The following is a 19,101-nucleotide window of genomic DNA, read 5'->3' on the forward strand; positions in this document are numbered from 1 at the left end:
CCACGATGACGGACATCATCAGGCTGACCGCCGCGCAGACGGCGGAGAAGATCGCGTCCGGCGAGCTGACCGCGGTCGAGGTCGCCGAGGCGCACCTGGCCCGGATCGAGGCCGTGGACGAGAAGGTGCACGCCTTCCTGCACATCGACCGGGAGGGCGCCCTCGCGCAGGCCCGCGCGGTCGACGCCAAGCGTGCCGCGGGTGAGCCGCTGGGGCCGCTGGCCGGTGTGCCGCTGGCGATGAAGGACATCTTCACCACCGAGGGCGTGCCCACCACGGTCGGCTCGAAGATCCTCGAAGGCTGGATCCCGCCGTACGACTCGACGGTCACCAAGAAGCTCAAGGCCGCCGACGTGGTGATCCTGGGCAAGACCAACATGGACGAGTTCGCGATGGGCTCCTCCACCGAGAACAGCGCCTACGGCCCGACCGGCAACCCGTGGGACCTGACGCGTATCCCGGGCGGTTCCGGCGGCGGCAGCGCCGCGGCGCTCGCGGCGTACGAGGCCCCGCTCGCACTCGGTACGGACACCGGCGGCTCCATCCGGCAGCCCGCGTCGGTGACGGGCACGGTCGGTGTGAAGCCCACCTACGGCGGGGTGTCCCGCTACGGCATGGTGGCCTTCTCGTCCTCGCTGGACCAGGGCGGCCCGTGCGCGCGTACGGTGCTGGACGCGGCGCTGCTGCACGAGGTGATCGGCGGCCACGACCCGCTGGACTCGACGTCGATCGACGCGCCGGTGCCGCCGGTCGTCGAGGCGGCCCGCAGCGGTGACGTGCGCGGGATGCGTGTCGGCGTCATCAAGGAGCTGGGCGGCGAGGGCTTCCAGCCCGGTGTGGTCCAGCGCTTCCAGGAGTCCGTCGAGACGCTGCGCGAGCTGGGCGCGGAGGTCGTGGAGATCTCCTGCCCGTCCTTCGTGTACGGCCTGGCCGCGTACTACCTGATCGCGCCGTCGGAGTGCTCCAGCAACCTGGCCCGCTTCGACGCGATGCGCTACGGCCTGCGGGTCGGCGACGACGGCACGAAGTCCGCCGAGGAGGTCACCGCGCTGACCCGCGAGGCCGGTTTCGGGGCCGAGGTCAAGCGCCGCATCATCCTCGGCACCTATGCGCTCAGCTCGGGCTACTACGACGCCTACTACGGCTCGGCGCAGAAGGTCCGCACGCTGATCACCCGCGATTTCGCGAAGGCCTTCGAGCAGGTCGACGTGCTGGTGTCGCCGACCACGCCGACCACCGCCTTCCCGCTGGGCGAGCGGGTCGACGACCCGCTCGCGATGTACCTGGTCGACCTGTGCACCATCCCGGTCAACCTCGCGGGCAACGCGGCGATGTCGCTGCCCTGCGGGCTCGCGCCGGAGGACGGTCTACCGGTGGGCCTGCAGATCATCGCTCCCGCACTCCAGGACGACCGGCTCTACCGGGTCGGCGCCGCCGTCGAGGCCGCCTTCGTGACGAAGTGGGGCCACCCGCTCCTTGAGGAGGCACCGCAGCTATGAGCACCAAGGGCAAGAAGAAGGGCAAGGCCGGTACGTACCTGGCCATCGGCAGCACGCTTTTCGCCGCCTTCAGCAACGTCAAGAAGGTCCGCACCGCACGCGGCGAGCACGACAACCTCCAGCTCATCGACGGTCTGATCCGGGTGGCCGCGGTGGCCACCGGCGTGGCCCTGCTCGTCCGCGAGCTGCGCCAGCCGGACGACGACGTGCTGACGGACTGACAGGCCAGGAGGAAGAAACCACGTGACCGTCACGGAACTGCTGTCCTACGAGGACGCGCTCGCGGCCTACGACCCGGTGATGGGCCTGGAGGTCCATGTCGAGCTGGGCACCAGGACGAAGATGTTCTGCGGCTGCTCCACCGCGCTGGGCGCCGAGCCCAACTCGCAGGTCTGCCCGACCTGCCTGGGCCTGCCCGGCTCGCTGCCGGTCGTCAACGAGACCGGCGTCGAGTCGGCCATCAAGATCGGCCTCGCGCTCAACTGCTCCATCGCCGAGTGGTGCCGCTTCGCCCGGAAGAACTACTTCTATCCGGACATGCCGAAGAACTTCCAGACGTCGCAGTACGACGAGCCCATCGCGTACGACGGCTACCTGGACGTCCAGCTGGAGGACGGCGAGGTCTTCCGGGTGCTGATCGAGCGCGCCCACATGGAGGAGGACACCGGCAAGTCCACCCACGTCGGCGGTGCCACCGGGCGTATCCACGGCGCCTCGCACTCGCTGCTGGACTACAACCGGGCCGGCATCCCGCTCATCGAGATCGTCACCAAGCCGATCGAGGGCGCGGGCGACCGCGCCCCCGAGGTGGCCCGCGCGTACGTCGCGGAGCTGCGCGAGCTGATCAAGGCGCTCGGGGTGAGCGAGGCCCGTATGGAGATGGGCCAGATGCGCTGCGACGTCAACCTGTCGCTGCGCCCGCGCGGCGAGCAGAAGTTCGGCACCCGCAGCGAGACCAAGAACGTCAACTCGCTGCGCAGCGTCGAGCGCGCCGCCCGGTTCGAGATCCAGCGGCACGCCGCGGTGCTCACCTCCGGCGGCACGATCGTGCAGGAGACCCGGCACTTCCACGAGGAGGACGGCTCGACGACCTCCGGGCGCATCAAGGAGGAGGCGGAAGACTACCGCTACTTCCCCGAGCCCGACCTCGTGCCGGTCGCCCCGTCCCGCGAGTGGGTCGAGGAACTGCGCGCAGGGCTTCCGGAGCTGCCGCGGCTGCGCCGCAAGCGGCTCCAGGAGGACTGGGGCATCGCCGACCACGAGATGCAGTCGGTGCTCAACGCCGGGGCGCTCGACCTGATCCTCGCCACGATCGCGGAGGGCGCGGACTCCGCGGCCGCCCGCAAGTGGTGGATGGGCGAGCTGGCCCGGCACGCCAACGAGTCGGGCACCGAGCTGGCCGCGGTGCCGATCACCCCGGCGCAGGTCGCCCGGGTCGCGGCGCTCGTCGCCGCGGGCGACCTCAACGACAAGCTGGCCCGCCAGGTCATCGAGGGCGTGCTCGCGGGCGAGGGCGGCCCGGACGAGGTCGTCGACAGGCGCGGTCTGAAGGTCGTCTCGGACGAGGGCGCGCTCGGCAAGGCCGTGGACGACGCGATCGCGGCGAACGCCGCCATCGCCGACAAGATCCGCGGCGGCAACCTCGCGGCGGCCGGTGCGCTCATCGGCGCGGTCATGAAGGCCACCCGGGGCCAGGCGGACGCCAAGCGGGTCCGCGAACTGGTCCTGGAGAAGCTGGGCGTCCAGGGCTGAGGAACACGCGGCGCCGCACGGAGCATTGCGCGAAGCGCCGCACGGAGCACCGCACGGAGGACGGCACCCCACCCGGGGTGCCGTCCTCCGGCGTTTTCCGGCGTATTCCTTATCCGGCTTTTACCGCTTGTGAGGAAGGGCACGAAAGTCCCAAAGGATCATTTTCTCCTGTCAGAGTGGGGCGACGTCCGAGCACACAGGAGCAGCTGGTTCATGGCCGCACTCGCACGGTGGTGTCTGCGCCGCCGCCTCACCGCCGTGCTGCTGTGGCTCGCGGTCCTCGTCGGCCTCACCGCCGCCGCGGGCGTCGCGGGTTCGGCGTACTCCCGGCACTACGAGGCCCCCGGCACCGAGTCGGGGCACGCCACCGCGCTGCTGCGCGAGGCGTTCCCCGGGCAGGCGGGCGACACCGACACCATCGTCTGGCACACCGCGCACGGCGCCGTGACCGACTCCGGCGTCCGGCAGACCATGACCTCGGTGCTGGACCGGGCCCGCCATCTGCCCGGTGTCGCCTCCGTCGACAGCCCCTACGCCGCCGACGGGAAGACGCAGATCAGCGCCGACGGGCGGACCGCCTACGCCGTCGTCGGCTTCGCCGCGGACGCCGACGCGATACCGCGCGGCCAGGCCCAGGCCCTGGTGGACACCGCCACCGCCGCCCGGCACGGCGGCCTCCAGGTGGAGCTGGGCGGCCAGGCGGTCGGCAGCACCGAGAGCGCGGGCGCGCACCTCAGCGAGATCGTCGGGATCGGCGCCGCCGCCGTGGTGCTGCTGGTCGCCTTCGGCTCCTTCGCCGCGATGCTGCTGCCCATCGCGACCGCGCTGGTCGGCTGCGGCACCGCCTACATGGCGATCGTGCTGCTCGGCCACGCCATGACCGTCGCCGACTTCGCACCCATGCTGGGCATGCTCATCGGGCTCGGCGTCGGCATCGACTACGCCCTCTTCATCGTCAGCAGACACCGCAGAGGCCTCAAACGCGGCCTGGACGTCGCCGAGGCCGCGCAGCAGGCGGTGGCCACGACCGGACGCGCGGTGGTCTTCGCGGGCGGCACGGTGTGCGTCGCGCTGCTCGGCATGCTGGTGCTGCGGCTGAGCTTCCTCAACGGGGTCGCGGTGGCGGCCGCGCTCACCGTGCTGCTCACCGTGGCCGCGTCCGTCACGCTGCTGCCCGCGCTGCTCGGCTTCATCGGGGAGCGTGCCCTCAGCCGCCGCGAGCGCCGCGCGCTGGCCGAGCACGGCCCGCGTCCCGAGCCGCCCGCGGGATTCGCCGCGCGCTGGTCGGCCTTCGTCGAGCGGCACCCCCGGCTGCTCGGGGTGGCCGCCGCGGTGCTCATGGCCGTCCTGGCGCTGCCCGCGCTCACCCTCCACCTCGGCACCTCCGACCAGGGCAACGGCCCGGCCAAGGCCACCACGCGGCAGGCGTACGACCTGCTGGCGGAGGGTTTCGGGCCGGGCAGCAACGGCCCGCTCACCCTCGTCGCCACCACGGACGGCGCGCAGGCCAGGATCGCCCTGGACCATCTGCCCGAGACGCTGCGCGACACCCCGGGCGTCGCCGCGGTCAGCCCCGTCGAGCTGTCCGGCGGCACGGGCGTCATCACCGTCACCCCCACCAGCGCACCGCAGGACGGCGCCACCTCGCAGCTCGTGAACCGGCTGCGGCACGACGTCCTGCCCGCCGCCGAGCAGGGCAGCGGGCTGCGCGTCTACGTCGGCGGCCCGACCGCGAGCTACGACGACTTCGCGGACGTCGTGGTCGGCAAGCTGCCGCTGTTCGTCGGCAGCGTCGTCGGCCTCGGCTGCGTGCTGCTGCTGGTCGCCTTCCGCTCGGTCGGCATCCCCGTCAAGGCGGCGGTGATGAACGTCGCCGCGGTCGCGTCGTCCTTCGGTGTCGTCACCGCGGTCTTCCAGTGGGGGTGGGGCGACGAGTGGCTGGGCCTGGGCAGGGCGGGCCCGATCGAGCCCTTCCTGCCGGTGATCATGGTCTCGGTGCTCTTCGGGCTGTCCATGGACTACCAGGTCTTCCTGGTCAGCCGGATGTACGAGGAGTGGCGCGAGACCCGCGACAACTGCCGGGCGGTACGCGTCGGGCTCGCCGAGACCAGCCGCGTCATCACCTCGGCGGCGGTGATCATGATCGCGGTCTTCCTGGCCTTCGTGCTCAGCGGCGACCGGGTCATCGCGATGTTCGGCATCGGCCTGGCCTCCGCCGTCGCGCTCGACGCGTTCGTGCTGCGCACCCTGCTGGTGCCCGCGCTCATGCACGTCCTCGGCGACGCCAACTGGTGGCTGCCCGGCTGGCTGGACCGCAGGCTGCCGCGGATCAGCATCGAGGGCCCCGCCCCGGCGCCCGTCCCGGCCGCGGTGCGGACGGCGCCGGTGCTGGTGTCTCAGGGGATCAGTGTCGGGTCCCCCAGCACGGCGGTCGGGCAGTTCCCCTCGTCGTCCGAGACCCACTCCACCCGCAGCCGCAGCACACCGGAGACGTCGAACTTCGGGTGAAACGGCTTCCCGACCGTGGCGTGGTCGCGGAAGATGCGCTTGCCGTCCGCGAAGACGGTGAACGTCTCGCCGGTGTTCGGGCTGTTGTCGTCCAGACCGAGGACGACGTCGAGCGTCCGGTACTTCTTGCCGAGGTTGTACTCGACGAAGCCGTCGAGCCCGGCGGCGTCGCGGTAGCAGTACGACGCGGTCAGCGAGTCCTGGTACTGCACGCCGTCCACGGCCGCGGTCTTGCGTTCCACCGGGAAGAGGCTCTGGTCGGTCGGGGTGAGGTCGGCGAGCGAGGTCTGGTCGGCGCCGGAGGGGTCCGGGGCGTCACCGCCGGTGTCGCCGCCGCCGGAGTCCGTGCTGTCGGTGGGGGCGTCCGCGGGGGTGGTCGCCGGGGCGCTCGTGGGGGTGTCGGCGTCGGGCGCGTGGGAGCCGGGCGCGCCGGTCGTGGCCGGGGGCTGCTTGGCCTCGCCGTCGCTCTTGCCCCCGCCGGCAAGGACGGTGCCGAGCGCCGCCCCACCGCCGACGAGCGCCGCCGCGACGACGGCGACCAGCGTGATCCGCAAGCCCCGCCGCCGGGCCCGCGGCTCCGGGACGGTGGGCGGCAGCACCGGCACCGGTGAGCGGAAGACCGGCTGCGGCGCGTGCACCGGAGGCGGCGGCACCGGCACGGCGGGCGGCCCCTGCGGCACGGGCGGCCCGGCCGGCGGCGGGGGTACGGGCGCGGCCGCGGGCACCTGCGGCTGCTCGGCGCGGGTGGCCGACACCACGGAGGAGCGCAGCTCCCGCACCCACGCGGTGAGCGAGACGGGCCGGGACTCCGGGTCGGCCGCGAAGACGGCCGCGACCCGGGCGGCCTTGTCCGGGCGCAGCGCCGAGAGCGCCGGGAGCGCGAGCAGCGCCGCCCGCAGCGTCTCCGGCACGGTCGCCGGGGACTCGCCGCTCAGCAGGAAGTACGCGATGGCGCCGAAGGCGTAGCGGTCCGTGGCGGGGCTGCGGATGCCGTCGAAGACCTCGGGCGCGGCGAAGCCGGGGGTGAACCACACCTCGGCGGTCTGGTGTTCGGCGGCGAGCTTGCTCAGACCGAAGTCCACCAGGGTCGCCTGGCCGTGCTCGTCGATCATCACATTGCCGGGGGAGAGGTCGCCGTGCACGACCCGGCGGCCGGACGGGGTGGCCGCGCCGCTGTGCAGCCAGTCCAGCACCTCGGCGAGCTGCTCCAGGCAGCGCACCGCCGCGCGGCGCTCCTCCGCCGACTCCAGCGTCCGCTCGGCCCGCCAGTCGCGCAGGTCCAGACCCCGCACATGGTTCATCACCAGGTAGAGCGCCCGGCCGCCGGTCTCCGGTAAGACCCCCGCCGGATGCGCGGACGGCCCCTCGAAATGCTCCCTGATCCCCACCACGCCCGGACGGTGCACGAAGCGCAGCAGCTCGGCCTGCTCCCGCCACTTCGCGCTGACCCGCGCGAACAGCTCCGGGGAGAGGGCCTGCCGGTCGTCGAGCATCTTGACGACGACCGGTTCCGTCGCGCCGCCCAGCTCCAACTCGGCGAGATACAGCACGGCTTCGCCGCCGCGGCCGATCGACCGCCGCAGGCGGTATCTGTCCGGCGCGTCGTCCGGCCCTATGTACGAGGCGGTGTCCACGCACCTCAACTTACCGCCGGGGGTACGCCCCGGGCTGCCCTTCCGGAGGTGCCCGCGACCTTCCGCCACGGCGAATGCCGCATCCGCGAACGTGCCCTGTGCGCCGGTGCCTTAGGCATCCCGCGCGCCGGCGCGGCGTACGGCACCGGCCTAAGGACGTGACGGCGCGGGCTAAGGCCCCCGCGGGGCACAGGTTCGGGCAGGTGCCCGATGTGAGGGGGGTGCCTCACGGACGAAGCTTGAGGCACCGAGAAAGAGATCCCCTTCCAAGGAGAAGAAGATGTTCGCGTACGAACTGCACCAGGCCCGCAGGGCCGACCTCACGGAGCAGGCCGACCAGTGGCGCCTCGCCCAGCAGGCCAAGGCGGCGCGGGCCGAGCGCCGCGCGGCGGCCCGCCGCTCCGCCGCGAGACCGGCGGTACGAACCGACCGGGAGTCCGCGGAGAGTCCCACCCCCCACCGTCACCTGCGCCCGCACAGTGCGTCATGACGGCCGCGCCCGTGGAGGCCCCGCCGGGGGCCGGGGCCTCCACCCCGTCCGCCGGAGCGGATCCGGCGGACGAAGCGCACAAAGTATTGGGTGTCGGTACAGCCCCCGGGCGTGACATGCTCGGGGGCGTGCAGACGCAGTCGTTCAGCCCCGTGTTCATCGGCCGGGACACCGAGCTGACGCGGCTGGCCTCGGCGCTGGCGGCGGCGGACACCGGCGAGTCGCAGGCCGTGCTGATCGGCGGTGAGGCCGGGGTCGGAAAGACGCGGCTGACCGAGGAGTTCCTCGCCGCGGCCCGTACCGCGGGAGCGGTCACCGCGCTCGGCGCCTGCGTGGAGATCGGCGCCGAGGGCCTGCCCTTCGCCCCGGTCTCCGGCGCGCTGCGCGACCTCTACCGCCAGCTCGGGCCCGAGCTGACCGCCGCGGCGGCCGGCCAGCAGGCCGAACTCTCCCGGCTGCTCCCGGAGCTGGCGAGCCCGGACGGCGCCCTGCGCGAGGCCTACGACGAGGACGGCCGCGCCCGGCTCTTCGAACTCACCGCCCGCCTGCTGGAACGCCTCGGCGCCGACCGCACGGTCGTCGTGGTCGTCGAGGATCTGCACTGGGCCGACCGCTCCACCCGCGAACTGCTCGCGTACCTCTTCCGCTCGCTCCAGCGCTGCCGGGTGCTGGTCGCGGCCACGTACCGGGCGGACGACATCCACCGCCGGCACCCGCTGCGCCCCTTCCTCGCCGAGACCGACCGGCTGCGCCGCGTCGAGCGCCTGGAGTTGTCGCGCTTCACCCGCGCCGAGGTCCGCAGCCAGCTGACGGCGATCCTGCCGGACGCGCCGGACGAATCGGTCGTCGACCAGGTCTTCACCCGCTCGGACGGCAACCCGTTCTTCGTCGAGGAACTGGCGTGCAGCCTGGGCCTGGGCTGCGCGACGGGCCTGAGCGACTCGCTGCGCGACCTGCTGCTGGTGCGCGTCGAGGCGCTGTCCGAGGACGCCCAGCGGGTCGCGAAGTTCGTCGCCGAGGGCGGCAGCACCGTCGAGTACAGACTGCTCGCCGCCGTCACCGGGCTGTGCGAGGACGATCTGCTGGACGCGCTGCGCACCGCCGTGGGCGCCAACCTCCTGCTGCCCACCGACAGCGGCGAGGGCTACCGCTTCCGCCACTCCCTGGTCCGCGAGGCGGTCGGCGACGACCTGCTGCCCGGCGAGCGCAGCCGGATCAACCGGCGCTACGCACAGGCCGTCGAGGCCGACCCGGCACTGGTGCCCGCCGACGAGCGCGCCGCGCGGCTGGCCAACTACTGGTACGCCGCCCACGACACCGGCCGCGCGCTGCCCGCGGCGCTCGGCGCCGCCGTCGAGGCGCGGCACCGCCACGCCTACGCCGAGCAGTACCGGCTGCTGGAACGCGCGCTCGAACTGTGGGACGACGCGCCCGCGGAGGTACGCGCCGCGCTGCGCCCCACCGACTACGCCGAGGCCTACCCGCCCTGCGACTGCCCCACCGACCAGCCGCTCGACCTCGTCGACCTGCTCGCCGAGATCACCGTCGCCGCCCGGCTCAGCGGCGAGCAGGAGCGCTCCTACACGATGGCCAAGCGGGCGCTGCGGCTCATGGAGCGCCTCGGCAGCCACGATCCGCTGCGCGCCGCCTGGTTCTGGGCGCAGCGCGCCACCGCCACGGAGAACCTGGGCCGCGGCGACGGCTGGGAGGAGCTGAACCGGGCCCGCGAACTCGTCCGCGGGCTGCCGCCGTCGGCGACACACGCCGAGGTGCTGGTGCGGATCGCCGGATGGATCATGGTCCACAAGTCCGGCGCCGAGGGCACCGCCATCGCCGGGCAGGCCGCCGAACTGGCGAAGTCCGCCGGGGCCCGCGACACCGAACTGCACGCCCGCATCACCCTCGGCCTCCTCCAGGCCGACGCCGGTGACGTCGCCGGCGGCATCGCCGTCGTCGAAGAGGTGCGCCGGCAGATCGCCGACTGGGGCGTGCCCCGGCTGATATCCCGCACCTACGGAAACCTGTCCTCCGTCCTGGAGGGCGCCGGCCGCTCCAGCGACGCGGTGCGCGTCAGCCGCGAGGGCCAGGAACGCGTCGCCGGCCACGTCGCCAACGCCACGAACTCCTGGCTGCTCGGCAACGAGGGCGAATCCCTGTTCATGCAGGGCTGCTTCGACCAGGCCGCCGTCAAACTCGCCGCCGCCCGCCAGGCCCAGAACGTCGAGCGCAGCGTGCAGTGCGCGGGCGTGGAGATGTTCCAGGGCTTCCTCGCGCTCGCCGTCGGCGACACCGAGGCCGCCGTCCGGCACCTCGCCTTCGCCACCGACGGGCTGCGCTACGACACCCAGCCGCAGCACCAGATCCCGCTGCGCGGCCTCGGCCTGCGGCTCGCCGCCGCCCAGGGACGCTACGAGGAGGCGCGGCACCGGCTGCTCGCCGCGATCGACGCCGGATTCCCCAACGGGACCGCCCGCTACGCCTGGCCGCTGCTCGCCGACGGCGCCGCCGCCGAGGCCGACGGGCCGTGGCCGCTCACCGGCGACCCCGCGCGCGGGCACGTCCTGGAACGGATCCGCGCCGCCGCCCGCGAGACCCCGCGGCCCGCGGGCGTCCACAAGGCGTACGCGCTGCGCGTCGAAGCGGAACTCGCCCGCGCGGAAGGACGCCACGAGCCCGACCTGTGGGCCGCCGCGGAAGCCGCCTTCGCGGCGGAGGAACGGCCCCTGGAACTCGCCGCGGTGCGCTACCGGCACGCCGAGGCGCTGCTCGGCCGCGGACCCGACACCCGCGAGGCCGCCGGGTGCCTGCTGGCCCTCGCGTACGAGGCCGCCACCGACACGGGGGCGAAACCGCTGGCCGCGGAGGTGGCCGCGCTCGCCGCGCGGGCCCGGCTGCCGCTCGACGCGACCGCCGCCCCCGCGCCCGCCCCGGCGGAGCCCGCCGACCCGGCGGACGCGCTGGGCCTGACGGCCCGGGAGCGCGACGTGCTCCGGCTCGTCGCGGACGGCCGGACGAACCGGCAGATCGCGGAGGAGCTCTTCATCTCGCCGAAGACGGCGAGTGTGCACGTGTCGAACATCCTGGGCAAGCTCGCCGTCGCCACCCGCGGCGAGGCCGCCGCCCTCGCCCACCGCCTCCACCTCTTCGCTCCCGCGGGGTGAGCGTTTTCCGCCCCGGGGGGGGTGCCACTCGCGGTGGCGCCCGCGACCTTCTGCCGGTGGGGGCTTGTCGCGCAGTTCCCCGCGCCCCTGAAAACGCTCGCCCTGCGGAGTAAGAGGGCGCTCATGCCGCGCAGGGCAACAAACCAGGGGCGCGAGGAACTGCGCGCTCAGCCTCCACCGGGGGTAAGGCGCACGGCCACGCCAGGTGGCAATCACCCGGGGGCGCGAGGAACTGCGCGCTCAGCCTCCACCGGGGGTAAGGCGCACGGCGACGCCAGGTGGCAATCACCCGGGGGCGCGGGGAACTGCGCGCTCAGCCTCCACCGGGGGTAAGGCGCACGGCGACGCCAGGTGGCAATCACCCGGGGGCGCGGGGAACTGCGCGCGCAACCCCCCACCAGGGGACGGTCGCGGACGCCACCGCAAGTGGCACCCCGGAGCGAAACGCCTAGGACACCGCCACGCGCAAGATGCGGTCGTCGCCCGGCTTGGGCGTCCCACGCCCGTCCGTGTTGCTCGTCGTCACGAGCAACGTGTGGTCGTCGACGGCCACCACCGTCCGCAGCCGCCCGTACGTCTTGACGAAGAATGCCTGCGGCGCGGCCGCCGCCTTCGTCCCGTCGAGCGGGATCCGCCACAGCCGCTCGCCCTTGAGCGAGGCCATCCAGATGCAGCCCGCCACGTAGGCGATGCCGCTGGGTGAGGCCTCGTCGGTGTGCCACTGCGCGACGGGGTCCACGTATCCGGCGCGGTGCGCGATGCCCTCCACCACGGGCCACCCGTAGTTCTTGCCGGGTTCGATGAGGTTGAGCTCGTCCCAGGTGTCCTGGCCGAACTCGGAGGCCCACAGGTGGCCTTCGGGGTCCCAGGCGAGGCCCTGGACGTTGCGGTGGCCGGGGGAGTAGACGAGGGAGCCGGAGACGGGGTTGTCGGGCGCGGGCTGCCCGTCGGGCGTCATCCGCAGGATCTTGCCGCCGAGCGAGGACATGTCCTGGGCGAGCCCGCGGTTGCCGGTCTCGCCGGTCCCGGCGTAGAGCATGCCGTCGGGGCCGAAGGCGATCCGCCCGCCGTTGTGGATCGAGCCGGTGGGGATGCCGCGCAGGATCGTGTCGGGGGCGCCGAGCTGGTCGCCGGCCGACCGCGTGGGGTCGTACAGCATGCGGGCGATGCGGTTGTCGGAGTCGGTGCTGAAGTACGCGTAGACGAAGTGGTCCGTGCCGAAGTTGGGGGAGAGGGCGAGCCCGAGCAGGCCGTTCTCGCCGCCCTGGGTGTGGGTGACGCCGGGGACGGTGCCGGCCAGCGTGCTCGTGCCCTTCTCCGGGTCGACGAGGCTGACCTTCCCGGTGTCGCGCGAGCCCACCAGCAGCGTGCCGTCGGCGAGCTGGGCGACGCCCCAGGGCGCGGCGAGCTTCGTGGCGACCGTGGCGTCGGCCTTGGCGCTGCCGGTGGCGGCCGCGGCGGGCGTGGTCGGCGTGGCGGAGGGGCTCGGCGCGGCGCTGGTGGTCGCGGCGGTGGACGCGGTCGGCGCGCCCTTGGAGTGCGAGGCCGTCGGGGCCTGCAAGCCCGGCGGATTCCCGCCGGAGCACCCCGCGGCCAGCAGCGCTCCCGCTGCCGCCACCGCGGCTCCGCGTACGACCCCGCGCGCGCGCCTGCGACGCCCTGTGCTCACCGTCTGCCCTCGCAAATCGTCCGCCGCGATCATGGTGCCCCCGTCCCGTCCCACCCAAGCACACGGCCGACCGCGCCGCCCGCAGAACGCCGCCACGGGCCGGGGCTCCCGGCCGCCCGGGGGTGTGCCCTAGCCTCCTGACCATGAACGACATCACCCAGGATTCCGCCGCGGGCCGGCGGCCGCAGGTGTGGCTGTCCCTGCCGCCCGAGGAGATCGACGGACTGCCGGACGCCTTCGACTACGTCTACTGGGACGGCACGGGGGACTTCCCCGCCGATCCCGCGCAGGCCGTCTTCTACGTCGTGCCCTATATGAAGGGGGCGGCGGCCGGCGCGCTGCCGCACATGACGTCGGTGCGCGTCATCCAGACGCTGAGCGCCGGTGTGGACCACATCACGCCCCACCTGCACCACTTCGCGCCGGGCGTGCGCCTGTGCAATGCGCGCGGGGTGCACGAGGCGAGCACCGCCGAGCTGACGCTCGCCCTGATCCTGGCCTCGCTGCGCGGCATCCCGCGCTTCGTCCGGGGCCAGGACGACGAGAAGTGGTACAGCGGCTTCTACCCCGCGCTGGCCGACCGCCGGGTGCTGATCGTCGGCTACGGATCGATAGGGGCCGCGGTCGAGGACCGGCTGCTGCCCTTCGAGGTCGAGGTCACCCGGGTCGCGCGCAGCGCCCGGAACTCCGCGCGGGGGCCCGTGCACGCGCTGGCCGACCTGCCCGCGCTGCTGCCGGACGCCGACGTGGTGGTCCTCACCACCCCGCTGACCGAGCAGACCAGGGGCCTGGCGGGCCCGAAGTTCCTCGCGGCGATGAAGGACGGCGCGCTGCTGGTGAACGTCGCGCGCGGCCCGGTCGTCGACACCGGGGCACTGCTCGCCGAGACCGCGTCGGGGCGGCTGACGGCGGCGCTGGACGTCACCGACCCCGAACCGCTGCCCGCCGGGCACCCGCTGTGGCACGCGCCGGGCGTCCTGATCAGTCCGCACGTGGGCGGCAGCACGTCGGCCTTCCTGCCGCGCGCCCAGCGTTTGATCCGGTCCCAACTGGCCAGGTTCGCAAGCGGGGAGGACCTCGCGAACGTCGTCCAGGTGACCGGCTGAGCGAGCCACCCACCGCGGAACGGCACCGGCCGACTGCGGCGGGTGTGCGCCCACCCCCATGTGGTTACGCTCAGTAGAGAGGCCCTATCGCTGAGTGACGATTCTGGTGTATCGTCCGGAGGCGGGGCCGCCGCGTGCGGAGCGGACGACCGCGGCGGAGGAACGACGAGCGAGTGAGGGGGGCGACGGGCGATGGACGGACCGAGGCGGTTCCCCGGCGGGCACACCCAGCGCGCCGCACGATCCGGCCGGCCGCGCGCCGGACGTCCGGTGTGCCCGGCGCACCGGCGGCGCACCGCGCGCCCGCCGGTCCCGGCGTACGGGACACCGAAGTGACCACCAGCGGCGCGGTCCTCACCCGGACCCCGGCGCGGGCCGGCGGCGGCCTGCTGCCGCAGCTCCTGCTGACCCTCGCCTGCGCGGGCTACACCACGGGGGCGGTGCTCGGCTGGGGCACCGGCCAGGTGGCCGCCTTCATGGGCGACTTCGGACTGTCGGCCGCCGCCGCGGCCGCCGCCGTCTCGATGCTGCTGTACGCCCGCAGATGCGCCTCCGGCCACCGGGCCGCCTGGGTGCTCTTCGCGGTGTCCTCGCTGATGGCCGCCCTCGGCAACGCCGTGTGGGGGTGGTACGAGGTGGTGCTCGACCGCCCCGTCCCGCAGACCTCGCCCGCCGACTTCTGTTTCCTGCTCTTCGCGCCGCCCGCCGTGATCGGCCTGCTGGTGCTCGCCAAACGCCCGGTGTCGAAGGCCGGCTGGATCTGTCTGGGCCTGGACACCTGGCTCATCGGCGGCTCGCTGCTCACCCTGTCCTGGAGCCTCGCGCTCGCCCGCGCCGCCACCTACGACGGGCCGAGCACCGCCAAGGTCGCCCTGTCGCTGGCCTACCCGCTGCTGGACATCGTGCTCGTGAGCATGGTCCTGGCCCTGCACTTCCGCCGCTCCGCCGCCAACCGCGCCGCCGTCAACACCGCGCTGGCCGCGCTCGCGCTCACCGTGCTGTGCGACGCGCTGTTCACCTCGCCGCTGCTGCGCGAGCACTACCACTCCGGCCAGATCCTGGACGCCGGCTGGTTCGCCGGCAGCATGCTCATGGCCTACGCGCCCTGGGTCGGCCGCGGCGAACTGCCGCTGCTGCGCCCGAGCGTCACCACCCGCCGGGTGACCGGCTCGCTCGCCGCCCTCACGCCCTACCTGGCGGCGGCGGTCTGCACCCTCGGCATCCTCTACGACATGATCACCGGCGAGAAGTGCGACAAGGTCGTGCTGCTCACCGGCAGCACCGTCGTCCTCGCCCTGGTGGTCCGGCAGGCCATCATGCTGCTGGACAACATCGCGCTGACCCAGGAGCTGGCCCAGAAGGAGAACCACTTCCGCTCCCTGGTCCAGGGGTCGAGCGACGTCATCATGATCGCCGCGCCCACCGGGGTGCTGCGCTACGTCAGCCCCGCCTCGGCCGGTGTCTACGGGCGCGACCCGGAGGAGATGGTCGGCACCGAGCTGTCCGCCCACATCCACCCCGACGACCTCGGCCGGGTCGTCCACGAGGTGCGGCGCTTCCTCGCCGCCCCGCCCGGCGAGGAGTCCGCCACCCGCATCGAGTGCCGTATCCGGTCCGGCCGCCGTGGCGGCCCGCCCGGCGCCGAGGACGGCTGGCTCAACGTGGAGTCCAGCGTCACCCGTTACCAGGGCGGCCTCATCTTCAACAGCCGGGACGTCACCGAGCGGGTCCGCCTCCAGGCCCAGCTCCAGCACAACGCCTCCCACGACCCGCTCACCGACCTGCCCAACCGCGCCCTGTTCCTGGACCGGGTCGGCAAGGCGCTGGCCGGCCGCCGCCCCGGTGACGACCGGGCCGCCGTCCTCTACGTCGACCTCGACGGCTTCAAGGGCGTCAACGACTCCATCGGCCACCAGGCCGGCGACCACCTGCTCACCCAGGCCGCCCGCCGCCTCCAGGGCGCGCTGCGGGCCGGTGACACCGCCGCCCGGCTCGGCGGCGACGAGTTCGCCGTGCTGGTGTGCGGCGCCGACGAGGAGCAGGCCGCCGAGATCGCCGAGCGGCTGCGCGCCGCCCTGTGCGAGCCCTACCGGGTGGACGGCGGCGAGGTGCGCGTCGGCGCCAGCATCGGCATCGCCTTCGGCGAGCCCGGCGGCTCCGCGGGCGAGCTGATGCGCGACGCCGACCTGGCGATGTACCGCGCCAAGCAGGCGGGCAAGGGCCGCGTCGAGGTCTACGCCCCGCAGCTGCGGACCGCCGCCGTACGCCGTACCGAGATGGCCACCCGGCTGCACCAGGCGCTGCACGACGGCGAGTTCACGTTGCTGCACCAGCCGGTCGTGGAGCTGGCGGGCGGCCGGATCGCGGCCGTCGAGGCACAGGCCCGCTGGCGCTCCTCGCAGGGCATCCTCTTCACCCCCGCGGAGTTCCTGCAAGCCGCCGAGGACACCGACCGCACCGTCGAGCTGGGCCGCTGGCAGCTGGAGCAGGCGGTCGCGCAGGCCGCGCTGCGGCACGGGGCCGGCCACCGGGTGCCGGTCACCGTCAAGCTGTCCGCGCTGCGGCTGCTGCACCGCGACCTGCCGCCCGGCGCCGTCGAGGGCCTGCTGGAGCGGTACGGGCTGCCCCCCGGCGCCCTGGTCGTGGAGCTGACCGGCGGCGCCCCCGGCGTGGCGCTGGACGAGCTGGAGCGGCGGCTGCGCCAGCTGCGCCGCACCGGCGTGCGGATCGCCCTCGGTGGCTTCGGCACCGGCCACGCGGCGCTCGGCGCGCTGCGCACCCTCCCGGTGGACGCCGTCAAGCTCGACCGGCTCTTCGTCGAGGGCATGGCCGACTCCCCGCGGCTGCGGACGATCACCCGCGGGCTGCTGATGATGGCCACCGACCTGGGGCTGCGTACCGTCGCCGACGGGGTGGACCGGCCGGAGCAGGTGCACGCGCTGCGTGAGATGGGCTGCGGCCAGGGCCAGGGCATGGCCTTCTCCGGGCTGCTGGACGAGCACCGGCTGCGCGGCTCGCTGACCCGCGGCGGATACCCACTGCCGGGTGATCCGGAGCGCCGCGGCGGCCCCGACGGCACCTGCCCCGTATCCCAGGAAACCGCACGTGAGCAGGTTGCGCAGCGCACCGTGCAGCTGCCGTCCTGTCGATCACATAGTGAGACGCGTGTCCCACCCGCTTGACACCCGCCGGGGGTCCGGAGGAAGGTCGAGGCCATGCGCACCCGAATTCTCGTACTTGGAAAGCGCGTCGGCTGACCGAGGCATCACCGCCTCGCACTCGCACCGGCGCGCTCCCCTCGCTTGCCTCACGGCACGAGGGGTTTTTTGTTGTCCGGCGACCGGCCGACGAGCCCACCGCCCCCACTTCACCACCCTCATCTTCGAGAGAAGAGAACGCAGATGACCGAGCAGGCCACCGGGTCCCACCATCCGCAGCCGCGGACCCGCACCGCGGTTCCCGCCGCTGCCCCCGCCGAGCGCATGACGGGTGCGCAGGCGCTCATCCGCTCCCTTGAGGCCGTAGGCGTCGACACCGTGTTCGGCATCCCGGGCGGTGCGATCCTGCCGGCGTACGACCCGCTGATGGACTCCTCCAAGGTCCGCCACGTCCTGGTCCGGCACGAGCAGGGCGCGGGGCACGCGGCCACCGGTTACGCGCAGGCCACCGGCCGGGTCGGGGTGTGCATGGCGACCTCGGGCCCGGGGGCGACCAACCTGGTCACACCGATCGCCGACGCGCACATGGACTCGGTGCCGATCGTCGCCATCACCGGCCAGGTCGCCTCGAAGTCGATCGGCACCGACGCCTTCCAGGAAGCCGACATCTGCGGCATCACCATGCCGGTCACCAAGCACAACTTCCTGGTGACCGACCCCGCCGACATCCCGCACACCATCGCCGAGGCCTTCCACATCGCGGCCACCGGCCGCCCCGGCCCGGTCCTGGTCGACATCGCCAAGGACGCGCTGCAGAACCAGACGACCTTCTCCTGGCCGCCGCAGCAGGACCTGCCCGGCTACCGCCCGGTGACCAAGCCGCACGCCAAGCAGATCCGCGAGGCCGCCCGGCTGATCAACGAGTCCCGCCGCCCGGTCTTCTACGTCGGCGGCGGTGTCGTCAAGGCGCACGCCACCGCGGAGCTGCGGATCCTGGCCGAGCTGACCGGTGCCCCGGTCACCACGACCCTGATGGCGCTCGGCGCCTTCCCCGACAGCCACCCGCAGCACGTCGGCATGCCGGGCATGCACGGCGACGTCTCGGCGGTCACCGCGCTGCAGAAGTCGGACCTGATCGTCGCGCTCGGCGCCCGCTTCGACGACCGCGTCACCGGCCGGCTGGACACCTTCGCGCCCAACGCCAAGGTCGTGCACGCCGACATCGACCCGGCGGAGATCTCCAAGAACCGGGTCGCGGACGTGCCGATCGTCGGCGACGCCCGCGAGGTGCTGGCGGACCTGATCGTGGCCGTCCAGGCCGAGCACGAGTCCGGCCACAAGGGCGACTACACCGAGTGGTGGAACCACCTGAACTTCTGGCGCAACACCTACCCGCTCGGCTACGACGTCCCCGAGGACGGCAGCCTCGCCCCGCAGCAGGTCATTGAGCGGATCGGGCAGCTCGCCCCGGAGGGCACCCTGTTCGCCGCGGGCGTCGGCCAGCACCAGATGTGGGCCGCGCAGTTCATCAAGTACGAGCAGCCCGGCACGTGGTTCAACTCCGGCGGCGCCGGCACCATGGGCTACGCCGTCCCGGCGGCGATGGGCGCCAAGGCCGGCCGTCCGGACGCCACCGTGTGGGCGATCGACGGCGACGGCTGCTTCCAGATGACCAACCAGGAACTGGTCACCTGCGCCCTCAACGGCATCCCGATCAAGGTCGCCGTCATCAACAACGGCGCGCTGGGCATGGTCCGCCAGTGGCAGAACCTCTTCTACGGCGAGCGCTTCTCCAACACCGTGCTGCACTCCGGCGCCGAGAACGTCCCCGGCTCCACCCAGGGCGTCGGCTCCATCACCAACCGCGGCACCCGCGTCCCGGACTTCGTGAAGCTGGCCGACGCGATGGGCTGTGTGGGCCTGCGCTGCGAGTCCGCCGACGACCTCGACAAGGTCATCGCCGAGGCCAACGCCATCAACGACCGGCCCGTCGTCGTCGACTTCATCGTCCACGAGGACGCGATGGTCTGGCCCATGGTCGCGGCCGGCACCTCCAACGACGAGATCATGGCCGCCCGGGACGTCCGCCCGGACTTCAGCGACGACCTCGACGACTGACCGCGC

11 protein-coding genes are annotated in these 19,101 nt (G+C 73.5%); 9 read left to right on the forward strand and 2 right to left on the reverse strand.

Translation table 11 applies throughout. The features are described from left to right. Positions 1-5: 5 nt before the first annotated feature. The 4 genes from gatA to ACWERV_RS31030 all read left to right on the forward strand — a co-directional run bounded on the left by gatA (position 6) and on the right by ACWERV_RS31030 (position 5,759). On the forward strand, positions 6-1,499 hold the full coding sequence (gene gatA, locus ACWERV_RS31015; RefSeq protein ID WP_398186958.1) for an Asp-tRNA(Asn)/Glu-tRNA(Gln) amidotransferase subunit GatA: 1,494 nt from the start codon (positions 6-8) through the stop codon (positions 1,497-1,499). After that, a complete protein-coding gene (locus ACWERV_RS31020; RefSeq protein ID WP_452939373.1) occupies positions 1,496-1,720 on the forward strand; it encodes a hypothetical protein in 225 nt (74 codons plus the stop codon). The genes gatA and ACWERV_RS31020 overlap by 4 nt, the downstream gene beginning before the upstream one ends. Positions 1,721-1,742: 22 nt before the next feature. Further along, positions 1,743-3,251 (forward strand): Asp-tRNA(Asn)/Glu-tRNA(Gln) amidotransferase subunit GatB, encoded by a 1,509-nt coding sequence (gene gatB, locus ACWERV_RS31025; RefSeq protein WP_398186952.1) that lies wholly within the window; start codon positions 1,743-1,745, stop codon positions 3,249-3,251. A gap of 213 nt (positions 3,252-3,464) precedes the next feature. Continuing rightward, a complete protein-coding gene (locus ACWERV_RS31030) occupies positions 3,465-5,759 on the forward strand; it encodes an MMPL family transporter (protein WP_452939376.1) in 2,295 nt (764 codons plus the stop codon). Here the strand turns inward: ACWERV_RS31030 and ACWERV_RS31035 are convergent. Further along, on the reverse strand, positions 5,648-7,393 hold the full coding sequence (locus tag ACWERV_RS31035) for a protein kinase domain-containing protein (RefSeq protein ID WP_452939379.1): 1,746 nt from the start codon (positions 7,391-7,393) through the stop codon (positions 5,648-5,650). The two genes, ACWERV_RS31030 and ACWERV_RS31035, sit on opposite strands and share 112 nt — an antisense overlap. Before the next feature lie 280 nt (positions 7,394-7,673). Between ACWERV_RS31035 and ACWERV_RS31040 the strand changes: the two genes are divergently transcribed. Beyond that, positions 7,674-7,883: a hypothetical protein gene (locus tag ACWERV_RS31040; RefSeq protein WP_398186943.1), complete on the forward strand. Its 210-nt coding sequence runs from the start codon at positions 7,674-7,676 to the stop codon at positions 7,881-7,883. 128 nt (positions 7,884-8,011) lie between these two features. After that, positions 8,012-11,044, forward strand: coding sequence for a helix-turn-helix transcriptional regulator (locus tag ACWERV_RS31045; protein WP_452939382.1), 3,033 nt, complete (start codon positions 8,012-8,014; stop codon positions 11,042-11,044). 448 nt (positions 11,045-11,492) lie between these two features. Here the strand turns inward: ACWERV_RS31045 and ACWERV_RS31050 are convergent, their stop codons facing one another. After that, a complete protein-coding gene (locus ACWERV_RS31050) occupies positions 11,493-12,746 on the reverse strand; it encodes a PQQ-dependent sugar dehydrogenase (RefSeq protein WP_452939385.1) in 1,254 nt (417 codons plus the stop codon). Between the two features lie 110 nt (positions 12,747-12,856). Here ACWERV_RS31050 and ACWERV_RS31055 point away from each other — a divergent pair, with 110 nt between their 5' ends. The 3 genes from ACWERV_RS31055 (at position 12,857) to ACWERV_RS31065 (ending at position 19,095) form a co-directional block, all read left to right on the forward strand. Beyond that, on the forward strand, positions 12,857-13,819 hold the full coding sequence (locus ACWERV_RS31055; protein WP_452939388.1) for a 2-hydroxyacid dehydrogenase: 963 nt from the start codon (positions 12,857-12,859) through the stop codon (positions 13,817-13,819). 332 nt (positions 13,820-14,151) lie between these two features. Then, the gene (locus tag ACWERV_RS31060; RefSeq protein WP_452939391.1) at positions 14,152-17,001 is read left to right on the forward strand and encodes a putative bifunctional diguanylate cyclase/phosphodiesterase; all 2,850 of its coding nucleotides are present in this window, start codon (positions 14,152-14,154) and stop codon (positions 16,999-17,001) included. A gap of 219 nt (positions 17,002-17,220) precedes the next feature. Beyond that, on the forward strand, positions 17,221-19,095 hold the full coding sequence (locus ACWERV_RS31065; RefSeq protein ID WP_452939393.1) for an acetolactate synthase large subunit: 1,875 nt from the start codon (positions 17,221-17,223) through the stop codon (positions 19,093-19,095). The last annotated feature ends 6 nt before the right edge of the window (positions 19,096-19,101 follow it).

Source organism: Streptomyces sp. NPDC004031, assembly GCF_053604375.1.